Source organism: Ruegeria sp. I1, from assembly GCF_056532675.1.
The window spans coordinates 46363-63281 of record NZ_JBQFNM010000012.1 but is presented as its reverse complement, the minus strand read 5'-3'; the positions used below and the strand labels follow the sequence as shown (position 1 = coordinate 63281).

The 16919-nt window shown below is 56.5% G+C and carries 17 protein-coding genes and 1 pseudogene; 11 read left to right on the top strand and 7 right to left on the bottom strand.

The window, feature by feature from the left end:
* Positions 1-79: 79 nt before the first annotated feature.
* Together ACR0DH_RS18860 and ACR0DH_RS18855 are read right to left on the bottom strand one after the other, a co-directional pair.
* Positions 80-322 carry a helix-turn-helix domain-containing protein gene (locus ACR0DH_RS18860; RefSeq protein WP_480551415.1) on the bottom strand — a complete coding sequence of 81 codons (243 nt, stop codon included), beginning with the start codon at positions 320-322 and terminating at the stop codon, positions 80-82.
* Entirely contained in the window at positions 322-828 is a 507-nt protein-coding gene (locus ACR0DH_RS18855) for a hypothetical protein (RefSeq protein WP_480551417.1), read from the bottom strand. Before ACR0DH_RS18855 ends, ACR0DH_RS18860 begins: the two co-directional genes overlap by 1 nt.
* Positions 829-1127: 299 nt before the next feature.
* On the opposite strand from ACR0DH_RS18855, the gene rsfS reads away from it, so the two are divergent.
* Genes rsfS through ACR0DH_RS18840 form a run of 3 tightly spaced genes read left to right on the top strand, consistent with a single transcriptional unit; the run spans position 1128 to position 2500 of the window.
* Positions 1128-1487: a ribosome silencing factor gene (gene rsfS / locus ACR0DH_RS18850; RefSeq protein ID WP_480551419.1), complete on the top strand. Its 360-nt coding sequence runs from the start codon at positions 1128-1130 to the stop codon at positions 1485-1487.
* Positions 1488-1531: 44 nt separating this feature from the next.
* Positions 1532-2002, top strand: a complete 471-nt coding sequence (gene rlmH, locus ACR0DH_RS18845; RefSeq protein WP_480551421.1) for a 23S rRNA (pseudouridine(1915)-N(3))-methyltransferase RlmH — start codon at positions 1532-1534, stop codon at positions 2000-2002.
* A gap of 12 nt (positions 2003-2014) precedes the next feature.
* Complete coding sequence (locus tag ACR0DH_RS18840) at positions 2015-2500, top strand: flavodoxin family protein (RefSeq protein WP_480551423.1); 486 nt, start codon at positions 2015-2017, stop codon at positions 2498-2500.
* A gap of 3 nt (positions 2501-2503) precedes the next feature.
* On the opposite strand, the gene ACR0DH_RS18835 is transcribed toward ACR0DH_RS18840, so the two are convergent.
* Positions 2504-2851, bottom strand: a complete 348-nt coding sequence (locus ACR0DH_RS18835) for a hypothetical protein (RefSeq protein ID WP_480551425.1) — start codon at positions 2849-2851, stop codon at positions 2504-2506.
* A gap of 35 nt (positions 2852-2886) precedes the next feature.
* Positions 2887-3586, bottom strand: a pseudogene (locus tag ACR0DH_RS18830) (DUF599 domain-containing protein).
* An 82-nt stretch (positions 3587-3668) separates the two neighbouring features.
* Between ACR0DH_RS18830 and ACR0DH_RS18825 the strand changes: the two are divergent.
* The 7 genes from ACR0DH_RS18825 to ACR0DH_RS18795 all read left to right on the top strand — a co-directional run bounded on the left by ACR0DH_RS18825 (position 3669) and on the right by ACR0DH_RS18795 (position 10486).
* Entirely contained in the window at positions 3669-5117 is a 1449-nt protein-coding gene (locus tag ACR0DH_RS18825; RefSeq protein WP_480551427.1) for an FAD-linked oxidase C-terminal domain-containing protein, read from the top strand.
* A 63-nt stretch (positions 5118-5180) separates the two neighbouring features.
* The gene (gene glcE, locus ACR0DH_RS18820; RefSeq protein ID WP_480551429.1) at positions 5181-6281 is read left to right on the top strand and encodes a glycolate oxidase subunit GlcE; all 1101 of its coding nucleotides are present in this window, start codon (positions 5181-5183) and stop codon (positions 6279-6281) included.
* 4 nt (positions 6282-6285) lie between these two features.
* A complete protein-coding gene (glcF, locus tag ACR0DH_RS18815) occupies positions 6286-7605 on the top strand; it encodes a glycolate oxidase subunit GlcF (RefSeq protein WP_480551430.1) in 1320 nt (439 codons plus the stop codon).
* A 109-nt stretch (positions 7606-7714) separates the two neighbouring features.
* Entirely contained in the window at positions 7715-8506 is a 792-nt protein-coding gene (locus ACR0DH_RS18810) for a trypsin-like serine peptidase (protein WP_480551432.1), read from the top strand.
* Positions 8503-9318 carry a trypsin-like serine peptidase gene (locus ACR0DH_RS18805; protein WP_480551434.1) on the top strand — a complete coding sequence of 272 codons (816 nt, stop codon included), beginning with the start codon at positions 8503-8505 and terminating at the stop codon, positions 9316-9318. Before ACR0DH_RS18810 ends, ACR0DH_RS18805 begins: the two co-directional genes overlap by 4 nt.
* Positions 9319-9442: 124 nt before the next feature.
* Complete coding sequence (locus ACR0DH_RS18800; RefSeq protein ID WP_480545224.1) at positions 9443-9910, top strand: Hsp20 family protein; 468 nt, start codon at positions 9443-9445, stop codon at positions 9908-9910.
* Positions 9911-10300: 390 nt separating this feature from the next.
* Positions 10301-10486, top strand: a complete 186-nt coding sequence (locus ACR0DH_RS18795) for a hypothetical protein (protein WP_480551436.1) — start codon at positions 10301-10303, stop codon at positions 10484-10486.
* 50 nt (positions 10487-10536) lie between these two features.
* Here the strand turns inward: ACR0DH_RS18795 and ACR0DH_RS18790 are convergent, their stop codons facing one another.
* On the bottom strand, positions 10537-11571 hold the full coding sequence (locus ACR0DH_RS18790) for an AraC family transcriptional regulator (protein WP_480551438.1): 1035 nt from the start codon (positions 11569-11571) through the stop codon (positions 10537-10539).
* Positions 11572-11831: 260 nt separating this feature from the next.
* Between ACR0DH_RS18790 and ACR0DH_RS18785 the strand changes: the two genes are divergently transcribed.
* Positions 11832-12488: a hypothetical protein gene (locus ACR0DH_RS18785; protein WP_480551440.1), complete on the top strand. Its 657-nt coding sequence runs from the start codon at positions 11832-11834 to the stop codon at positions 12486-12488.
* A gap of 557 nt (positions 12489-13045) precedes the next feature.
* Here ACR0DH_RS18785 and ACR0DH_RS18780 read toward each other — a convergent pair.
* Positions 13046-15229 carry an esterase-like activity of phytase family protein gene (locus ACR0DH_RS18780; RefSeq protein ID WP_480551442.1) on the bottom strand — a complete coding sequence of 728 codons (2184 nt, stop codon included), beginning with the start codon at positions 15227-15229 and terminating at the stop codon, positions 13046-13048.
* A gap of 128 nt (positions 15230-15357) precedes the next feature.
* Positions 15358-16833 (bottom strand): NAD-dependent succinate-semialdehyde dehydrogenase, encoded by a 1476-nt coding sequence (locus tag ACR0DH_RS18775; RefSeq protein WP_480551444.1) that lies wholly within the window; start codon positions 16831-16833, stop codon positions 15358-15360.
* Positions 16834-16919: the final 86 nt, after the last annotated feature.

Here is a 16919-nt window from a genome sequence, read left to right as displayed (position 1 = left end):
CATAGAACCTCTCGCGCAGGCGCGCGCGATCTTCTAGATTTTGTTCTTGGGCCACATTGAGTCTCATGGGCACCAGATACTATCCGGTTGAGATTGGTTCAAGGGAAATGGACGGGTCGCCTATCATGGCTTCCAGCAAGTCGCCCGGTTGGCATTCTAAGACCTGGCACAACTTGGCAAGTGTTTCGAACCGCACACCTTTGACTTTGCCGGATTTCAAAAGACTCAAATTCTGCTCTGTGATGCCGATCGCCAATGCTAGGTCACGCCCCTTGATCTTGCGTTTGGCCATCATGACATCGAGCCGCACGATTATCTGCATCAAACGAATTCCCGATTCTCGCGATCGATCAAAACGGCTTCGGCAAAGATCCATCCAATCAGATAGACAAGCCCCGCGCATAGCAGCATGAGAAGGTCTGATGAGCCAAAACTCACCACTAGGCTACGATCCCCGCTGGCTTTTCCGATGCTTTCAGCAAGGCTGATCAATGTGTTGTCAAAGGATTGGAATATAGCGAACGCCAGTATCGCCCGTCCCAAACGCTGCACGTTTTCCGTAGTCTCAGGCACGAGAACAGCGCCGCGTGCGCAGTCTTTTAGAATTGAGCGCAGGATCCAAAGCATTCGGATCAACAATGCCAACCCAATCGCCGCGATCACCGCCAACGCGATGAAACGAACGAAATGCGCATCGGACCATGCCTTGGACAAAGAAGGAATTTCACCGCTGACGGCTGCGTAGACCGCCAAAGCCGGGATCACGAAGATCGCGCCATTGGTTAGTCGGTTAAGCCATTTCGCCATATGTGTAACGCGGTGTCGCATGAGCTTATCTCCTTTAAACAATAATTTATTGTACAACAATAAAGAATGATTCGAAAGAATGAAGTTTTGGGCTCTTATTGGTGCTATACCCCTGTTTTTTTGGCCAACAAATTATGCATCGATGCACCAGATTTGGTTTGGACAATGATTGCATTCGGGCCTTCATTGAAATGTCACGGGGCGCTTGTTACGTTATGACTATCCCGGCGCCGGGGATTTGGCGGCGCATAGCAAAGGAGGACTATGTCCTGTCTCTACATACCCAGGCGGGTTTGCCTGCCGAAGACGGGGCCGCAGTGATGGCCCGTTCTCAGTCAATCAGCGACAAGCTGCTTGAACGCATCCTTTCCTCACTTTCCGATGACAAGGCCGAAGATGTCGTGCAGATCAATCTGCGTGGTAAGTCCTCGGTTGCGGATCACATGGTGATTGCTTCGGGTCGGTCGACCCGCCAGGTCGCGGCCATGGCGGAGAAGCTGACGGATCGCATCAAGCAGGAGTTTGGTTTCACCTCGAAGGTCGAAGGCAAGGATGCCGGCGACTGGGTGTTGATCGATACGGGCGACGTGATCGTCCATATCTTCCGCCCCGAAGTGCGTGAATTCTACCAGCTGGAAAAGATGTGGCTGCCTGCGGGCGGCAGCGCCTCAGCCAACTGAGGCGCCATCCTGGCCTGTATTGAAAGGCCGGAGCCGAGAGAGATATGCGTATCAGCATAGTTGCGGTCGGGCGATTGCGCGCTGGACCCGAGAAATCCCTGCTTGACGACTACCTGACCCGCTTCGACCGGACCGGCCGTGGCTTGGGCCTTGGTCCTGCGCGGGTGATCGAGGTTGAAGACAAGAAAAACGCAGGCATGGGCGCCGAGGCCGGGTTGCTGCGCAAGGCGCTGCCCAAAGGGGCGGTGATCTGTACGCTGGATGAGCGCGGACGGTTGATGTCCTCACCGGATTTCGCCCAAAAGCTGGGCAATTGGCGTGATGCTGGGCGGCAGGATCTGGCGCTGATTATCGGAGGAGCAGACGGTATAGACCCCTCGCTGCGGTCCGAGGCGGATTTTTCCATCTCATTCGGGTCCATGGTCTGGCCCCACATGCTGGTCCGTGTGATGTTGGCCGAGCAACTCTATCGGGCCGCAACCATTCTGTCTGGCGGCCCCTATCACAGGGTCTAAAACGAGTCTGACATGGCGCAGCTTCTGATTGTCTATCATTCACGCACTGGCGGTGCCCGGCAAATGGCTGAGGCGGCAGCCGAGGCGGGTGGGGATGAGGCAGACATCGTCTTGAAAACCGCAGATCAGGCCGGGCCCGAAGACTTGCTGGCCGCCGACGGCTACATTTTCTGCGCCCCCGAAAACCTCGCCGCTATTTCGGGCCTTATGAAAGAGTTCTTCGATCGCAGCTACTATCCAGTTCTGGGCCGGATCGAGGGTCGCCCCTACGCACAGATGATCTGCGCCGGGTCCGACGGAGAGAATGCCGCACGCCAAACCGCCCGCATCGCCACCGGCTGGCGGTTGAAAGAGGTACAGCCGCCGCTGATCCTGTGTACCCATGCGCAGACGCCCGAGGCGATACTGGCCGAGAAGGTCATCCCCGAAAATGAGTTGGATAAATGCCGCGAAATTGGCGCAGCGATGGCAGCAGGTCTAAGCCTAGGGGTGTTCTGACCCTCAGTTCAGGTCGATCACGGTGGTGTCGTCGCTCCACCCCCCGACATTGTCCCGAGCTTGGATCTGGACCTGGGTGGTGCCTTCTGGAATGGCAACTCCGCCAAGGGATCGGGTGAAGGGCTGTTCATCAACATGCGGGTGGTGCAACACGCGCATACCCAATTCGGTCCCGTCCATGTCCAAAACACGCCAGCCGTCTGCGTAATCCTCCCAGCCTGTGTCCGGGTGCCGGATGGTGACGTCGAATCGCCAGGTTTCACCGCTGCGCTGGGCGGTGACGTTTTCGATCACCGGAGCATCGGCAAAGGCAGGGGTGGCCAGCAGGGCGTAAAGAACAAGGTATCTCATGTGGTGATCTTACCTTGTCTTGCCCACCATGACGATCACGATCCGGTGTCGAGCAAAATCGTGCGCGATTGCGATGCAAATTCCCGCCGATAGAGCATGGCCATCGTGATCACTGTGCCCAGAACCAACGGTATTGGTCCCAGTATCCAAGCCGCCGCGGCCAAGGCAAAATAGGTAGCACGTAACGCGCGGTTGAAACTGCGCGCCGCGGTGACACAGATCTCGGCTGCCTGTGCGGCGCGTGGGTAAGCTGTGGGGTCGTCAGGCTCATTCGGGACTGCGGCCATCAGCACCGCGCAATAGCCGAACAGGCGATGTGCCCAGACGTATTTCAGGAATGCATTGGCCAGAAACAGAAGGATGATCAATATCTTGACCTCCCATACCAATGCGGGTGCTGTACCCAGTGCCAAATCCTCGGCCAGCCCGGCCAAACGCTGAGGATTGCCCAACAAGGCGAGCCCTCCGCCGATAGCGATCATAGTAGTCGAGGCAAAAAAACGTGCTTCCCTGCCGCATCGTGCCAACCACTTGCGCATCGAACATGCGCGGCTGTCGGGTGACCATTTCCTTCATCCAGTCCCGGCGATAGCCATCCATGATACGACTGACCGAGGGTTTCTGGGCGGAGGCGTTTTCAACCCGCCAACCGATCCAAAGCCAGGACCCCAGCAACAGCAGCAAAGCGGCATAGTCGGGCAGGGAAAAAGGAAGGGATTGAGCGATCCAAGACATGACTGCGACACTAAGTCGGAAGATCGAAACTTGCCAGATGCAGAAATTGGTAATATTATTTTACCAAATTGGAGGATCAGCCATGGAAATGCCCCAGCCAAATCCCGATGTGCTTGCGCGAAAGCACCGCGTTCTGGCGCGGTTGCAGCGAGTTTTGCCTGAGGACGCTGTGATCCACGACCCGGCTGAGACACGCGCCTATGAATGTGACGCGTTGACCGCGTATCGTTGCCCGCCGATGCTGGCGGTTCTTCCGTCGATGACACAAGAGGTTTCGGATGTTTTGCGCATCTGCCACGAGGAGGGCGTGCCCGTGGTTCCGCGTGGCGCGGGAACGTCGCTAGCGGGTGGTGCGCTGCCGACGGCGGATTGCGTGATTCTGGGTGTGGCGCGCATGAACGACGTGCTGGAAACCGATTATGACAACCGCTACATCCGCGTTCAGACCGGCCGCACCAATCTGAGCGTAACCGGAGCGGTTGAGGAAGAAGATTTCTTTTATGCACCGGACCCTTCGTCGCAGTTGGCTTGTGCAATTGCGGGGAACATCGCGATGAATTCGGGTGGGGCGCATTGTCTGAAATACGGCGTGACCACGAACAACCTGCTGGGTGTCAAGATGGTGATGATGGACGGCCGCGTGGTCGAGATCGGTGGGGCGCATCTGGATTCTGGCGGACTGGATTTATTGGGCGTCATCTGCGGGTCGGAAGGGCAGCTGGGCGTCGTGACCGAGGCAACGCTGCGTATCCTGCGCAAGCCCGAAGGCGCACGGCCCGTGCTGATGGGGTTCGATGACAATGAGGTGGCCGGTCAGTGCGTTTCGGACATTATCAAATCGGGCATCCTGCCGGTGGCAATCGAGTTCATGGATACCCTTTGCATCAAGGCTTGTGAGAATTTCGCCCATGCGGGCTATCCCGACTGCACGGCCTTGCTGATTGTCGAGGTTGAGGGTTCTGAGGCCGAGATCGACGATCAGCTGTCCAAGATCATTGAAATTGCCAAACGCCATAACCCGGTTGAACTGCGTGAGAGCCAATCGGCCGAGGAAAGCGCCAAAATCTGGCTGGGCCGGAAGTCTGCCTTTGGCGCGATGGGGCAGCTGAACGATTACATGTGTCTGGATGGCACGATCCCGGTGTCTTCGCTGCCCGAAGTGCTGCGTCGGATTGGAGAGTTGAGCGAAGACTATGGTTTGCCGGTGGGAAATGTCTTCCATGCAGGGGATGGCAATATGCACCCGCTGATCCTGTTTGACGCCAACAAACCCGGTGATCTGGAGAAATGCGAGGCCTTTGGTGCGGATATCCTGAAGCTGTGTGTCGATGTCGGCGGTTGCCTGACCGGAGAACATGGGGTGGGTATCGAAAAACGGGATCTGATGTCGCATCAATATACGCCTGCAGACCTTGAGGCGCAGATGGCGGTGAAGGACGTCTTCGATCCGCAATGGCTGCTGAATCCGGCCAAGGTGTTTCCGCTGGATGTGTCCGAAGCTCGCCGCGTGGCGCAGATGGCGGCGGAATAGGGGCTCTGCCCCCGTCGCGCTCTGCGCGCCTCCCCCGAGGTATTTTTGAACAGAAGAAGTGACATGAGACCTGAGAAAGAGATGGAACTGGCCGATATCGTGGCCGGGTTGAACGAGCCGGTGCGTATTCAAGGTGGAGGAACGCGCGGCGTGTTTGGGCCTGAACCGGTTTTGAGTACGGCGGGGTTGAATGGTATCTCGCTCTATGAGCCGGGCGCGCTGACCCTGGTGGCACAGGCAGGGACGCCGGTGGCGGAGATTGAGGCCGCGTTAGCAGCGGAAGGTCAGCATCTGGCGTTTGAGCCTGCGGATTATCGAATATTGCTGGGCAGTGCGGGCGAGCCGACGATTGGTGGCGTTGTGGCTGCCAATATCTCCGGCCCGCGGCGGATACAGGCCGGGGCGTGCCGGGATTTTCTGCTGGGTGTGCGGTATGTCGACGGGCGGGGGCAAGTCATCAAAAACGGCGGGCGAGTGATGAAGAATGTCACCGGCTATGATTTGGTCAAGCTGATGGCCGGGTCATGGGGCACGTTGGGAGTGCTGAGCGAGGTGTCTCTGAAAGTGCTGCCAAAGCCAGAGGCTGTGGCAGTATTGGGCATGCCAGTCACGCAGGTGTCCGCCGCAGTTCAGATGCTGTCGGCCGCGTTGAAATCCCCGTTTGAGGTGAGCGGTGCCGCTTATGATCCCGAATTGGGTCAGGCTCTGTTGCGGATCGAAGGGTTTGCCGACTCGGTCGCGTATCGGATCGATCAGTTGCAACGTGAGCTTTCCGTGTATGGCGAGGCTGCCCAGATCGAAGGGCCAGAGGAAACATGGCGCGCGATCCGGGATGTGGGCAGGTTTGCCGACAAAGAAGGTGATGTTTGGCGCATTTCCATAAAACCCTCGGATGCGGCAGAAGTTGCGGCGCGGTTGGAAGCCAAAAACCTGCTGCTGGATTGGGGTGGCGGGCTTGTTTGGGCGCTTGTGGATGCGGGAACAGATATTCGCGCGCGACTGGGTGAATTCGATGGCCACGCCACGCTTGTTCGCGCAGCGCCAGAAACAATTCAAACACTTGGTCGGTTTCAGCCCGAGTCCGAACCGCTGGCAGGCTTAACACGGGACTTGCGGCGGAAGTTCGATCCGAAAGGCCTTTTTAATCAGGGGCTTATGGGGTAATCCGATGCAAACGACATTCACCGAAGACCAGCTGAAAGACCCGGGAACCCGGCGCGCGAATGAGATTCTGCGCAACTGTGTTCATTGCGGGTTTTGCACAGCAACGTGCCCAACCTATCAGGTTCTGGGGGATGAGCTGGATAGCCCGCGAGGCCGGATTTATCTGATCAAGGATATGCTCGAGAATGAGCGTGTGCCGGATGAAAAGACGGTGAAACATATTGATCGGTGCCTGTCGTGTCTGGCCTGTATGACGACTTGTCCGTCAGGCGTGCACTATATGCATCTGGTCGATCACGCGCGGGAATACATCGAAAACAACTACAAACGCCCCCTCTCTGATCGTATCTTGCGCTGGGTTCTGGCGCAGATTCTGCCCTATCCGATGCGGTTTCGCTGGGCGCTGATCGGGGCCAAGCTGGGGCGGCCTTTTCGGTCGCTGATGCCGGATGCGCGATTGCGGGCAATGTTGGATATGGCACCCAAGTACATTCCTCCGGTCAGTCGGAATGATGATCCTCAAAGCTTTGCACCCAAAGCGCTGCGCAAGAAACGCGTCGCGTTGATGACAGGCTGTGCGCAAAAGGCGCTGAACACCGATATCAATGATGCCACAATCCGGCTGTTGACCCGATTGGGATGCGAGGTTGTCGTGGCCGAAGGCGCGGGGTGCTGTGGCGCTCTGACCCACCACATGGGTAAAAGCCGCGACAGCCACGCCGCCGCCGCCGCAAACATCCGCGCCTGGACGCAGGAGATGAATGGGGATGGCCTGGATGCGATTGTGATCAACACCTCCGGCTGCGGCACGACCGTCAAAGATTACGGGCATATGTTCCGCAATGAGGATCTGGCAGAGGATGCAGCGCGAGTCTCAGGCATGACTATGGATATCAGCGAGTTGCTGATGCAGCTGGATATGCCCGAACAGGGTGATCAAGGCCTGACGGTTGCGTATCACGCGGCGTGTTCTTTGCAGCATGGGCAAAAGATCAAGACCTACCCCAAGGACCTGTTGAAACGCGCGGGTTTCAAGGTGGTCGAACCATCGGACAGCCATCTGTGCTGCGGCAGTGCCGGGACGTATAACCTGATGCAGCCCGAAATCTCTGCCAAGCTGAAAGACCGCAAGGTCAGAACATTGGAAGCCAAAAAACCTGATATCATCGCTGCAGGGAATATCGGGTGTATGATGCAGATTGGCTCGGCTACCGAGGTGCCGATTGTGCACACCGTCGAATTGTTGGATTGGGTCACAGGCGGGCCGAAACCACGGGCGTTGAGCACTGGGTATATGGCGTCCGATGTGCCAGTCTTGCGCTGAACCGGCGTGATGCACCGCCGCATCACGACCTGCAAATTCCCTGACCGCCCTATTTTCGCCGTACCCGCCCCGTACGACAGTTGGCCGGGGGAATCGGGCGGAGTACCGCGTGCGAAACTGGATAAAAGCAATCGCGCTCTGTGTGCTGCCTATAGCGGCCACCGCGCAGGATAGCGGGCTGAAAAGCCTTGATACATCGGATTCCGGGCGGGATTGGATGGCTGTCGGGCGTCTGGACATCAAAGGTGTTGGGTTTTGCACCGGCACTCTGGTTGCACCAGATCTCGTGCTGACTGCCGCACATTGCATGTACAACAAATCCACGGGCCAACTTATCGATCCGGCGGATATGGAATTTCTCGCTGGCTGGCGCTTAGGTAGAGCGCTGGCCTATCGCGATGTGCGCCGCGTGGCGATTCATCCCGATTATAGTTTCCAAGCAAAGATATCCCAAAATAGCTTCGGTTGTGATGTTGCCTTGGTTGAGCTGTGGCAGCCTATCAGAAACATATCAGTATCTCCTTTTGAGATCGGTGCCGCGCCAAAGCGGGGCCAAAAGGTAGGTGTGGTCTCATATGCGCAAAACCGGGCCGAGGCTCCTTCGCTGCAACAGGTGTGCTCGGTCGTGAACCGGCAATCGGATGTTGTGGTGATGTCCTGCGATGTGAATTTCGGATCATCGGGGGCGCCGGTGTTTCTGTTTTCTGAACCAGAACCGCAGGTTGTCTCGGTTATCTCTGCAAAGGCCAGCATGAATGGGGAAAGTGTGGCAATCGGTACGACTGTCGAAACGGCGTTCGAGTTGCTGCGGGCTGAACTTGAGGCCGGGCGTGGGATCGATTCATCTGCTTTGAACGGCAGTGGCGGCAAAAATGTCGGAGCGAGGTTTATCAAGCCATGATCAAGACGATATTCACGGCTCTTTTCAGTCTCGCCCTTTTGACAACAACAGCCGAGGCGCAGGCCAACAAACGCAAACTGACGGATCGTGAAGACCTGTACGGGTGGGAGGCGATCGGGCGGCTCGACGTTGGCACGCAGTCGTTTTGCACAGGGACGCTGATCACGCAGGATCTGGTTTTGACGGCGGCGCATTGTGCTTTGGACAGGGCAACCGGCAAGCCATATGTGCCCGGTGAAGTCACGTTTCGCGCTGGGCTGAGCAATGGCACCGCGCTGGCTGAACGCGAAGTGGTGCAAATCGTGCCCCACCCTGGCTATGACCCGGGCGCAGCTTTGTCGGTTGAGAATATTCGCGATGACGTTGCATTGATGCGGCTGGAAGAACCGATCCCCTATTCGGTTGCTGACCCATTTGCCCTGCATGATGGGCGGGTACCGAATGGTGAAATCAGCATTGCATCCTATGGCCGCGGACGGGCCGAGGCGATCACACGCGAACGGTCCTGCAGCATTCTGCAACGGCGTCTGGGGCTAATCACCTTCAACTGCGATATCACTTTTGGTTCGTCCGGTTCGGCGATCCTGGCCAAGAACGGCGCGCGTTGGCAGATTCTGTCGGTCGTATCGGCAGTCAGCGTGCGCGGTGGCGAGAAGATAGGGTTTGGGATGGAACTAAAAAATGTCGTCTCTGAGTTAAAGGCGATCATGCGCAGCAATGCGCCCAAACCCAAAGCCTCGATCCGTCGTTTGCAGGTTGGGTCCGACAAATCCAGCTCGGGCGCGAAATTCATCAGCTCTGGCGGGGGTTGAACTCAGTCAAATTGCTACCCATGTGAATTGTACCGGATCGCCACAGATGGGGTTCGGTATCTCTAATCGCCCGTCCAATTGGAGGGCTGAATTCGTAAATCGCTCAAGGATGAGGATACGACACATGCGTACTTTTGATTTTGCACCGCTGCACCGCGCCACTATTGGGTTTGACCAGATCGCAGACATGATGGACCGCGTTCTGACCAATGACGTCGCACAGCCCAGCTACCCCCCATACAACATCGAAAAAACCGATGCCGACACCTACCGGATTTCCGTGGCCGTCGCCGGTTTTTCCGAGGATGACCTGTCTGTCGAAGTGAAGGAAAATTCACTTGTCGTGGCAGGGAAGAAAGCCGCCGAGGACAAAGAGCGCAGCTATCTGCACCGCGGCATCGCCACCCGCGCGTTTGAGCGTCGCTTTGCGTTGGCCGACCATGTCCGCGTCACCGGCGCGAGCCATGAAAACGGCATGCTGAACATCGATCTGAAACGCGAAGTGCCCGAGGCGCTGAAACCGCGGCGGATCGAGATTTCATCGTCCAAGGCAATCGAAAAAGACGTGGTTGACGCCAAGGCGGTCAACTAACACCTGAAAGTTCTGCGACAGTCGCCTCCTCCCAGACTGTCGCAACACACGCCCCGCGTTCCTCCAGACGCGGGGCGTTGTTTTTCCGGATCGAGATTTTCGCAAAGCGGTTGTTGTTGTCCTCTGTGATTGCGGATCGAAGGATGCCAGGGGGTTCTATGTGCCGACGTCGAAAAACTCCAGCTGGCGGCTTCGTTGCTGCGCTTGCTCCGATGACCGCAACGCTGAAAGCAACCCAGCTGCGATCAGATGCGCTGGTCAAAAATACCAGGCAGCATGATGTTTTCTCACAAAACCTTGACGTGTCAGCGCAATAACTCTTCACAGAAGATCGCCACATTGAATGCATGCAGAGCGTATCAAATTCGCTTTACCGAAAGGAGCCAAGAGATGAAAAAGGTATTGATTACATTTGCCACCGTGTTTGCGCTTGTTCTGAGTGCGGGAATGTCTGTGGCGAGCCCATTGAGTGACAATGGCCACCAAACCGCTGAGTTGGATGGCTCTGGCTTTTATGTGAACTCAGAGTATTCGCACGCGGATGATTGCGACTCGTGCACTGATGCCTGGTCATAGATGTGCCGAAGCGCTCACAGCGGGCGCCCGGCTGGACCTTGACAGGCACTCTAGCCCGCTCGAACGCTACCCGGAGACTGGCCAGTCCAAGCCTTATAGGCATTGGTAAACGCAGCCTGATCAGAGTAGCCGAGCGCAAATGCAATTTCAGAAAGACTCAGCTTGGGGTCATCAAGATACTGTTCGGCCAGTCTTTTGCGAATGTCCTTGAGAAGCTGCTTGTAGGTCGTGCCTTCTTTGGCAAGTTTGCGCCCAAGTGTGCTGACACTCATCCCAAGCGTCTTGGCGATTTCATCTTGTGTTGGCGCGCTAAATGACAATCGCGACGTAATTTCACCCTGAACCAACGAGCTTGTTTCACCGATGGCCGGCGGTAAATCCTTCATCAGGCTTTGTACATGTGTTTCAAGATGCAAAAGCAACGCAGGATCTGTGTCCTTGATCGGAATGTCTATGACTGCCTTATCAAACAGTATACCTGGAACCCTTTGATTATGTTTGACATTGACAGAGAGCGCGTCGGAGATCTGAGTTTTCTTTTCTGCGGTCAATTCGTGCGGAAAACGTAACTCGATCACTGGCAGCGGTGTCTCGGCGGCAATCTGGAGACTGGTTAACAGGGCGGAAATTCGAAACTCATTGTGCGCCCCATCAGCATGCATAAGCTGTGCTTCGGAATCTATCTGCAAGAACATGCCAAGCTCTTCTTCATAGAATGACAGTTTGGCGAAGCTCCGCGCCAAACGGGCGTAGTTGGCCGCTTTCTCGATTGCCTCACCAACGGTCGGGGAATTCAAAACGACATAGCTGAGAAGTGTTGTCTTTCGCGGGTTGAACGTCATCCCCGCAGAGATTGCAAACATGGGGTCGCTGCATTCTTCGATGGCAAGTTCCAGCAGACGCAGCTCATTCCGCACATCAACAGTAGTCGGAGGAGTTTCATGCGAATCTACGGGAAGGTTGGCCGATCTCAGAAGCGAAGCGATATCTGAACCACGATTGTCTAGAAGTTTGGCTATGTGATGCACGCCAAAACCGGGAACACTCCAAGTCTGACTATCAGACGTCATGTTGTTTTCTTTCATGTTGGTATGCCGTCTGAAACCCAGGAGCAGGACCAAGCCGGGCCTTTTTCTATTGAATACAATAATAAGCGATGCGCAAAGGCCATGCCAGGCAATCGTTTACTTGCTGTCAGAGACAGAAAATTGAAGCACCGCGTCACGCAGTTGAACAACAGCTTGGCAATTTGACGGAAATTACCAAAAAACTGAGCTCCCCTCACAATAACAAAAGCTGTCTTGTTCTTAGGTTGGAGATGTAACCGCAAGGTAAGGAGGAAAAAATGGAACACTTCAACGCAATTAAGAAACTCATTGTCGCGCCAGCATTGATAATCGCTCTGACCGCAGGATCTGCCATGGCGAGACCGGGTCATCACTCTGGTGGTCATGTTCATCATGGCGCTCAGATCAGCCAGTCGGAAGCGGCCCGGGACACGGCAGGCCAAGGCGCGGATACGACTACAACTGTCGTTGGGAAAGTCGTGAACCTCATTGCCAATCTCTCTCCGTTAGATGCGACGCAAGATATGGGCACCCGGCAGGAGTTCCAGGCTGTTCCCGGCAAAGGTGTCGCTCCGAACACTGATCTTTCTCAGCCTGAGGCCACGCAGAGTTCGGAAGGTCCAGTTTTCGACAAGGTTGAGAAATCGTCTGTGTCACAGAAGGCCAGCGGTGACTATTACCTGGGTGGTGAAGCACATTTTCAATCTGCTCACACGGCTAATGATACCGGACCTATTGATGCCAACGCGCGTGTTGGGACTGTGGATGGATCCATCGAACAGAACGCTGAACAAAAGGTTCAAGACATGTCTGGAGGTCAGTACATTGATGCGTTTGGAAAAGCCGTAGGGGGCGTACTTAAATTCAAGCAATGGCAAGATAATCCCACCAAACCCCCAATCGGTCGTAATACTGCCGATGCAGCAACGTTTTAAGCTGCTCGAACTGGGATAGGTCATAGCGACAAAGCGCTCTATCTCTTTCGAACCTCCAAGGCGCCTAAACAACGCAGTCCAACGCAATTAGATGTCCAAATCCAAGGTGGCTGGGTCATTGGTTGACCCAGCTATCTAAGGTTATTTGAGAGAGAGACCCAAAAAGCGATAAATCGCCGCGCACGACCAGGATCAAGCCGCACTGGCGTTGCCCAGCGTTCGGCGAACGAGACCCGGACACCGCCCGGGCATCCGGAAGGATATTTGGAAGGTTTTGCAAACATTTATGGCGATGCAGCAAAGCTTATCCGGGGAGGAAAACTCGACGTTTCGTTACCCGGAATAGACGACGGAATACATGGTCTTCGATTTATCGACGCGTGCGTCGAGTCAAATCAGCGAAACACGAGCTGGGTAAGTCTTGCCACTTAGTAGGCTACGCTATCGGCACCCCAGTATCGTTTCGTTCATCAGCTGTTCTACGCACTAAGCCGACGCCATGAATAAACTGACCCCGCACAGTTTGGTGCGGGGTCTTTCAATGTTTTGAAAGCAAGTCAATTCCCTGCCGAAACCGACCCGATCGACCAGAACATCGTCTCGCCCGAGGCATCGTCGACGCCGTCATTGTCGGTCATCACGAACGCTTCTCCCGAGGGCAGGATGGCCAGACCTTCGATTTTATCCAGAACATAACCGCCGGTTGATGTCAGGTCGGGCAGCAGGTCGCGGACCTCTTGCTTGCTGACAACAGGCAGTTCACCGCCTAGCGGGGCTGGGGTCATTTCCGACAGCGGGATGCGATAGACCTTTTTGGTCACGGCGCGGTGGTCATGCTGGTTGTCGCGCTCGATGACATAGACATGATCGCCATAGGCCACGATTTCCGACAGACCAACCCAGCCTGTTTCTGGATCTGCCTTTGGATAGTGCACTGCACCCCATTCCTTGGTGTCCAGATTAAAGGCAACCAGCTTAACGTGGTTTTCCGGGTCGTCTTTCCATTCGCGCTGAACGGCCATCCACAGGGTATCGCCCACCTTGGTGATGCCCTCGAAGCCGAAACGCTTTTCGACGGCCATCAATTCTGGCGGCAGACCGATCTCACCCTTGCGGTCCTTGATCAGACCATCGGCTGAAACGTGGTAGATCGCGTGCGGGATGACGCGGTCGGTGCGGCCTTCGGAGGCGACATAGAAACCGCCCTTGCCATCCAGAGTGATGCCTTCCAGGTCCAGTTTCTGCGCCGGGTTGCCATCCTGACGGTGGATGCGGATCACATCGACAATGCGCGCCGGGGTCTGGCTGGGGTCGATCTTGAAGATCGACGGCTGGAAGCTGTAGAAGCTGTCGTTGACCGCATAGATCATGCCGTCTTCATCCGCCACCAGACCGGACAGAGCTCCCCAACCAATCAGCTCATCTGCACCGGCGGAGGTCAAATGCGGATAGTTGGCGGGGGCGTCTTGGTATTCAAAGATCGAGACATGCGCGCGCGGGCCGCCATCTTCGATCAGGTCTTTTTCATTGGCCGACACCAGCAGATTGCGATCGGGGATTGCCACATAACCTTCCGGCCCAACGCCTGAGGGCAGCAACTGTTTCAGAACCGGGTTGGCCGGATCGGTAGCGTCATAAACCCCCACGACCGAAGCGCGCTCAGCGCCCACAAAGATCATCGGCGTACCGCCGAAGGTCGCTGCTGTCACGCTTTCTGGCTCAACACCTTTGCTATCCGAGCGTTTGTCGGGGTAGTGGCCGATCTGGATGATGGCTTTCTCGAAATCGGTGCCGTTCTCATAAACAACGGTGCCGTTCTTATGGAAGATCGTCCAGCCGCGCGAACCGCCCTCGTAGTCGCCTTCATTGGCGGTGGCGAAGTGGTTGTCATCGATCCATTTCACAGCGTCGGGCTCGCGCAGGCGACCGGGCTGGCTTTCGGTGAAGATCAGCGCGCCGCGTTCGTCGGTGGCGTCGATGCCCTCTAGATCAACCGCGCCTGCCGAGAAATGGCTGATCACATTGCCATCCTTATCGACAACCGCGATGTGGTTGTTTTCCTGCAGGGTGATGACAGTTTCACCAAGGCCGTTTATGTCGACAAACTCGGGCTCTGGGTCGGTGGGGGCAACCTCGGCCAGACCGGTCAGCGAGGCCATTTTCATGCCCGAACAGTCCAACGCGCCGTCTTTCAGTGGCACCAGTGCCAGCGAACCGGCGGGCAGCTGCGGGATAACACCGTCGTTCAAGTCTTCGTCACGCTCATTCTCGATTGCCACGGCGACAAAGCTGGCATCAGGCGAAATGGCGACACTGTCGGGTTGACCGCCCAGATCACAGGCGCCGGTTTCCACCTTGCCCGCTATATCGACCGAGATCAGCTTGCCCGAAGGGGCGGTGTAGTTTTCCGACGTGTTCACGCCCACAAAGGCCGTTGTACCAACAATCCCTACCGAGGTCGGCTCGCCACCCATCTCCATCGCGCCCAGCGGTGTGGGCTTTGCCGGGTCGGTGATATCGACCATACCGATCACGCCTAGCGGGCTGTCGGTATAAACCAGCGTCATCCCATCTGCGGTGGCCGCAATGATCTCGGGCGAGGTTTCGCGGGTGGTATCCGCGCCTTCGGCCATGTTCTTGACGACCGGGAAAGATGCAATTCGGTTGAAATTCATTTCTGCCATGGCCTGACCGGCGGTCAGGGCAAGGGCAGATGTCAGGCAGACAAAGCGCAATGACATCGGTAGGTATCCCCTCTCACTTGGATGAAATGGGGATGACCTTAGGTCATTGCAGGGATGTGACGGTTTGTTTGCAGTTTTGTGACAAACCATGCGGCCCCGGCGCGGTGCGCCGGAGCCAGATCAGGTCAAACCGATAGGCAGACGTATTTCATTTCCAGATAGTCTTCCATGCCGTGATGGCTGCCTTCGCGGCCCAAGCCGGATTGTTTGACGCCGCCGAACGGCCCCAGCTCGGTCGAGATGATGCCGGTGTTCACGCCCACGATGCCGTACTCCAGCGCCTCTGCCACTTTGTAGACGCGGCTCAGGTCCTTGGCATAGAAATACGAGGCCAGACCAAAGATCGTGTCATTGGCCATGGCGATCACGTCGTCTTCATCCTCGAACTTGAACAGCGGGGCCAGTGGGCCAAAGGTTTCGTCCTGCGCCACCATCATGTCCTGAGTCACACCGGTCACAATGGTCGGCTGGAAGAAGGTGCCACCCAGATCATGGGGCAAACCGCCGGTCAAAACTGCGCCGCCCTTGTCGGTGACATCCTTGATATGCTCTTCGACCTTGGCGACGGCTTCGGCGTTAATCAGCGGGCCGGTTGTGGTGCCTTCGGTCAGACCGTCGCCAACTTTCAGCGCCTCGGTAGCCGCTTTCAGCTTGGCTGCGAATTCGTCGTAAACACCGGCCTGCACATAGATGCGGTTGGCGCAAACGCAGGTCTGGCCATTGTTACGGAATTTGCACATCATCGCGCCTTCGACAGCGGCATCCAGATCGGCATCGTCGAACACGATGAACGGCGCATTACCGCCCAGTTCCATCGAGCATTTCATCACCTGATCTGCCGCTTGCCTTAGCAGGATGCGCCCCACTTCGGTCGAGCCGGTAAAGGTCAGCTTGCGCACGCCGGGGTTTTCGCAGAACTCCTTACCGACCTCGCTGGCGCTGGAGGATGGCACGACATTGAACACGCCTGCCGGTATGCCGGCCTGTTCGGCCAGCAATGCCAGAACCAACGCCGATAGGGGCGTTTCCGCCGCCGGACGCGCGACAAATGCGCAACCTGCAGCCAAAGCTGGGCCTGCCTTGCGGGTGATCATTGCATTCGGGAAGTTCCAAGGCGTGATCGACGCAGCCACACCAATGGGCTGTTTCAGCACCATGATCCGCTTGTCGCGCTGATGGCCTGGAATGGTCTCACCATAGACCCGCTTGGCTTCTTCGCCGAAAAACTCGATGAAAGACGCGCCATATGCGATCTCACCGACGGCCTCAGCCAGCGGCTTGCCCTGTTCGGCGGTCAAGATCTTGCCCAGATCCTCGGCGTTTGCCATCATCAGATCGAACCAGCGTCGCAGGATCACGGCGCGTTCCTTGCCGGTCAGCTTGGCCCATTCCTTTTGCGCGGCCTCCGCCTGCGCAATCGCCCCGGCAACCTGAGCGCGGCTAACATCTGCAACCTCAGCGACCACATCGCCGCGCGCAGGGTTGGTGACGGCAAAGGTGCCATCGTCCCCATCGATCCATTGCCCGCCGATATAGGCCTTGGTCACCAACAGGTCAGGGTTTTTCAGAATGGATTTCAGATCGGTTGTTGCGTCCAGCATGGGTCAGCCTCCGGCAGTTCTAGTGTTGCGCGCACTCAATCAGGTGAGGTTAGGATTGTCTATGTCCACTATAGCCATCGGATCAA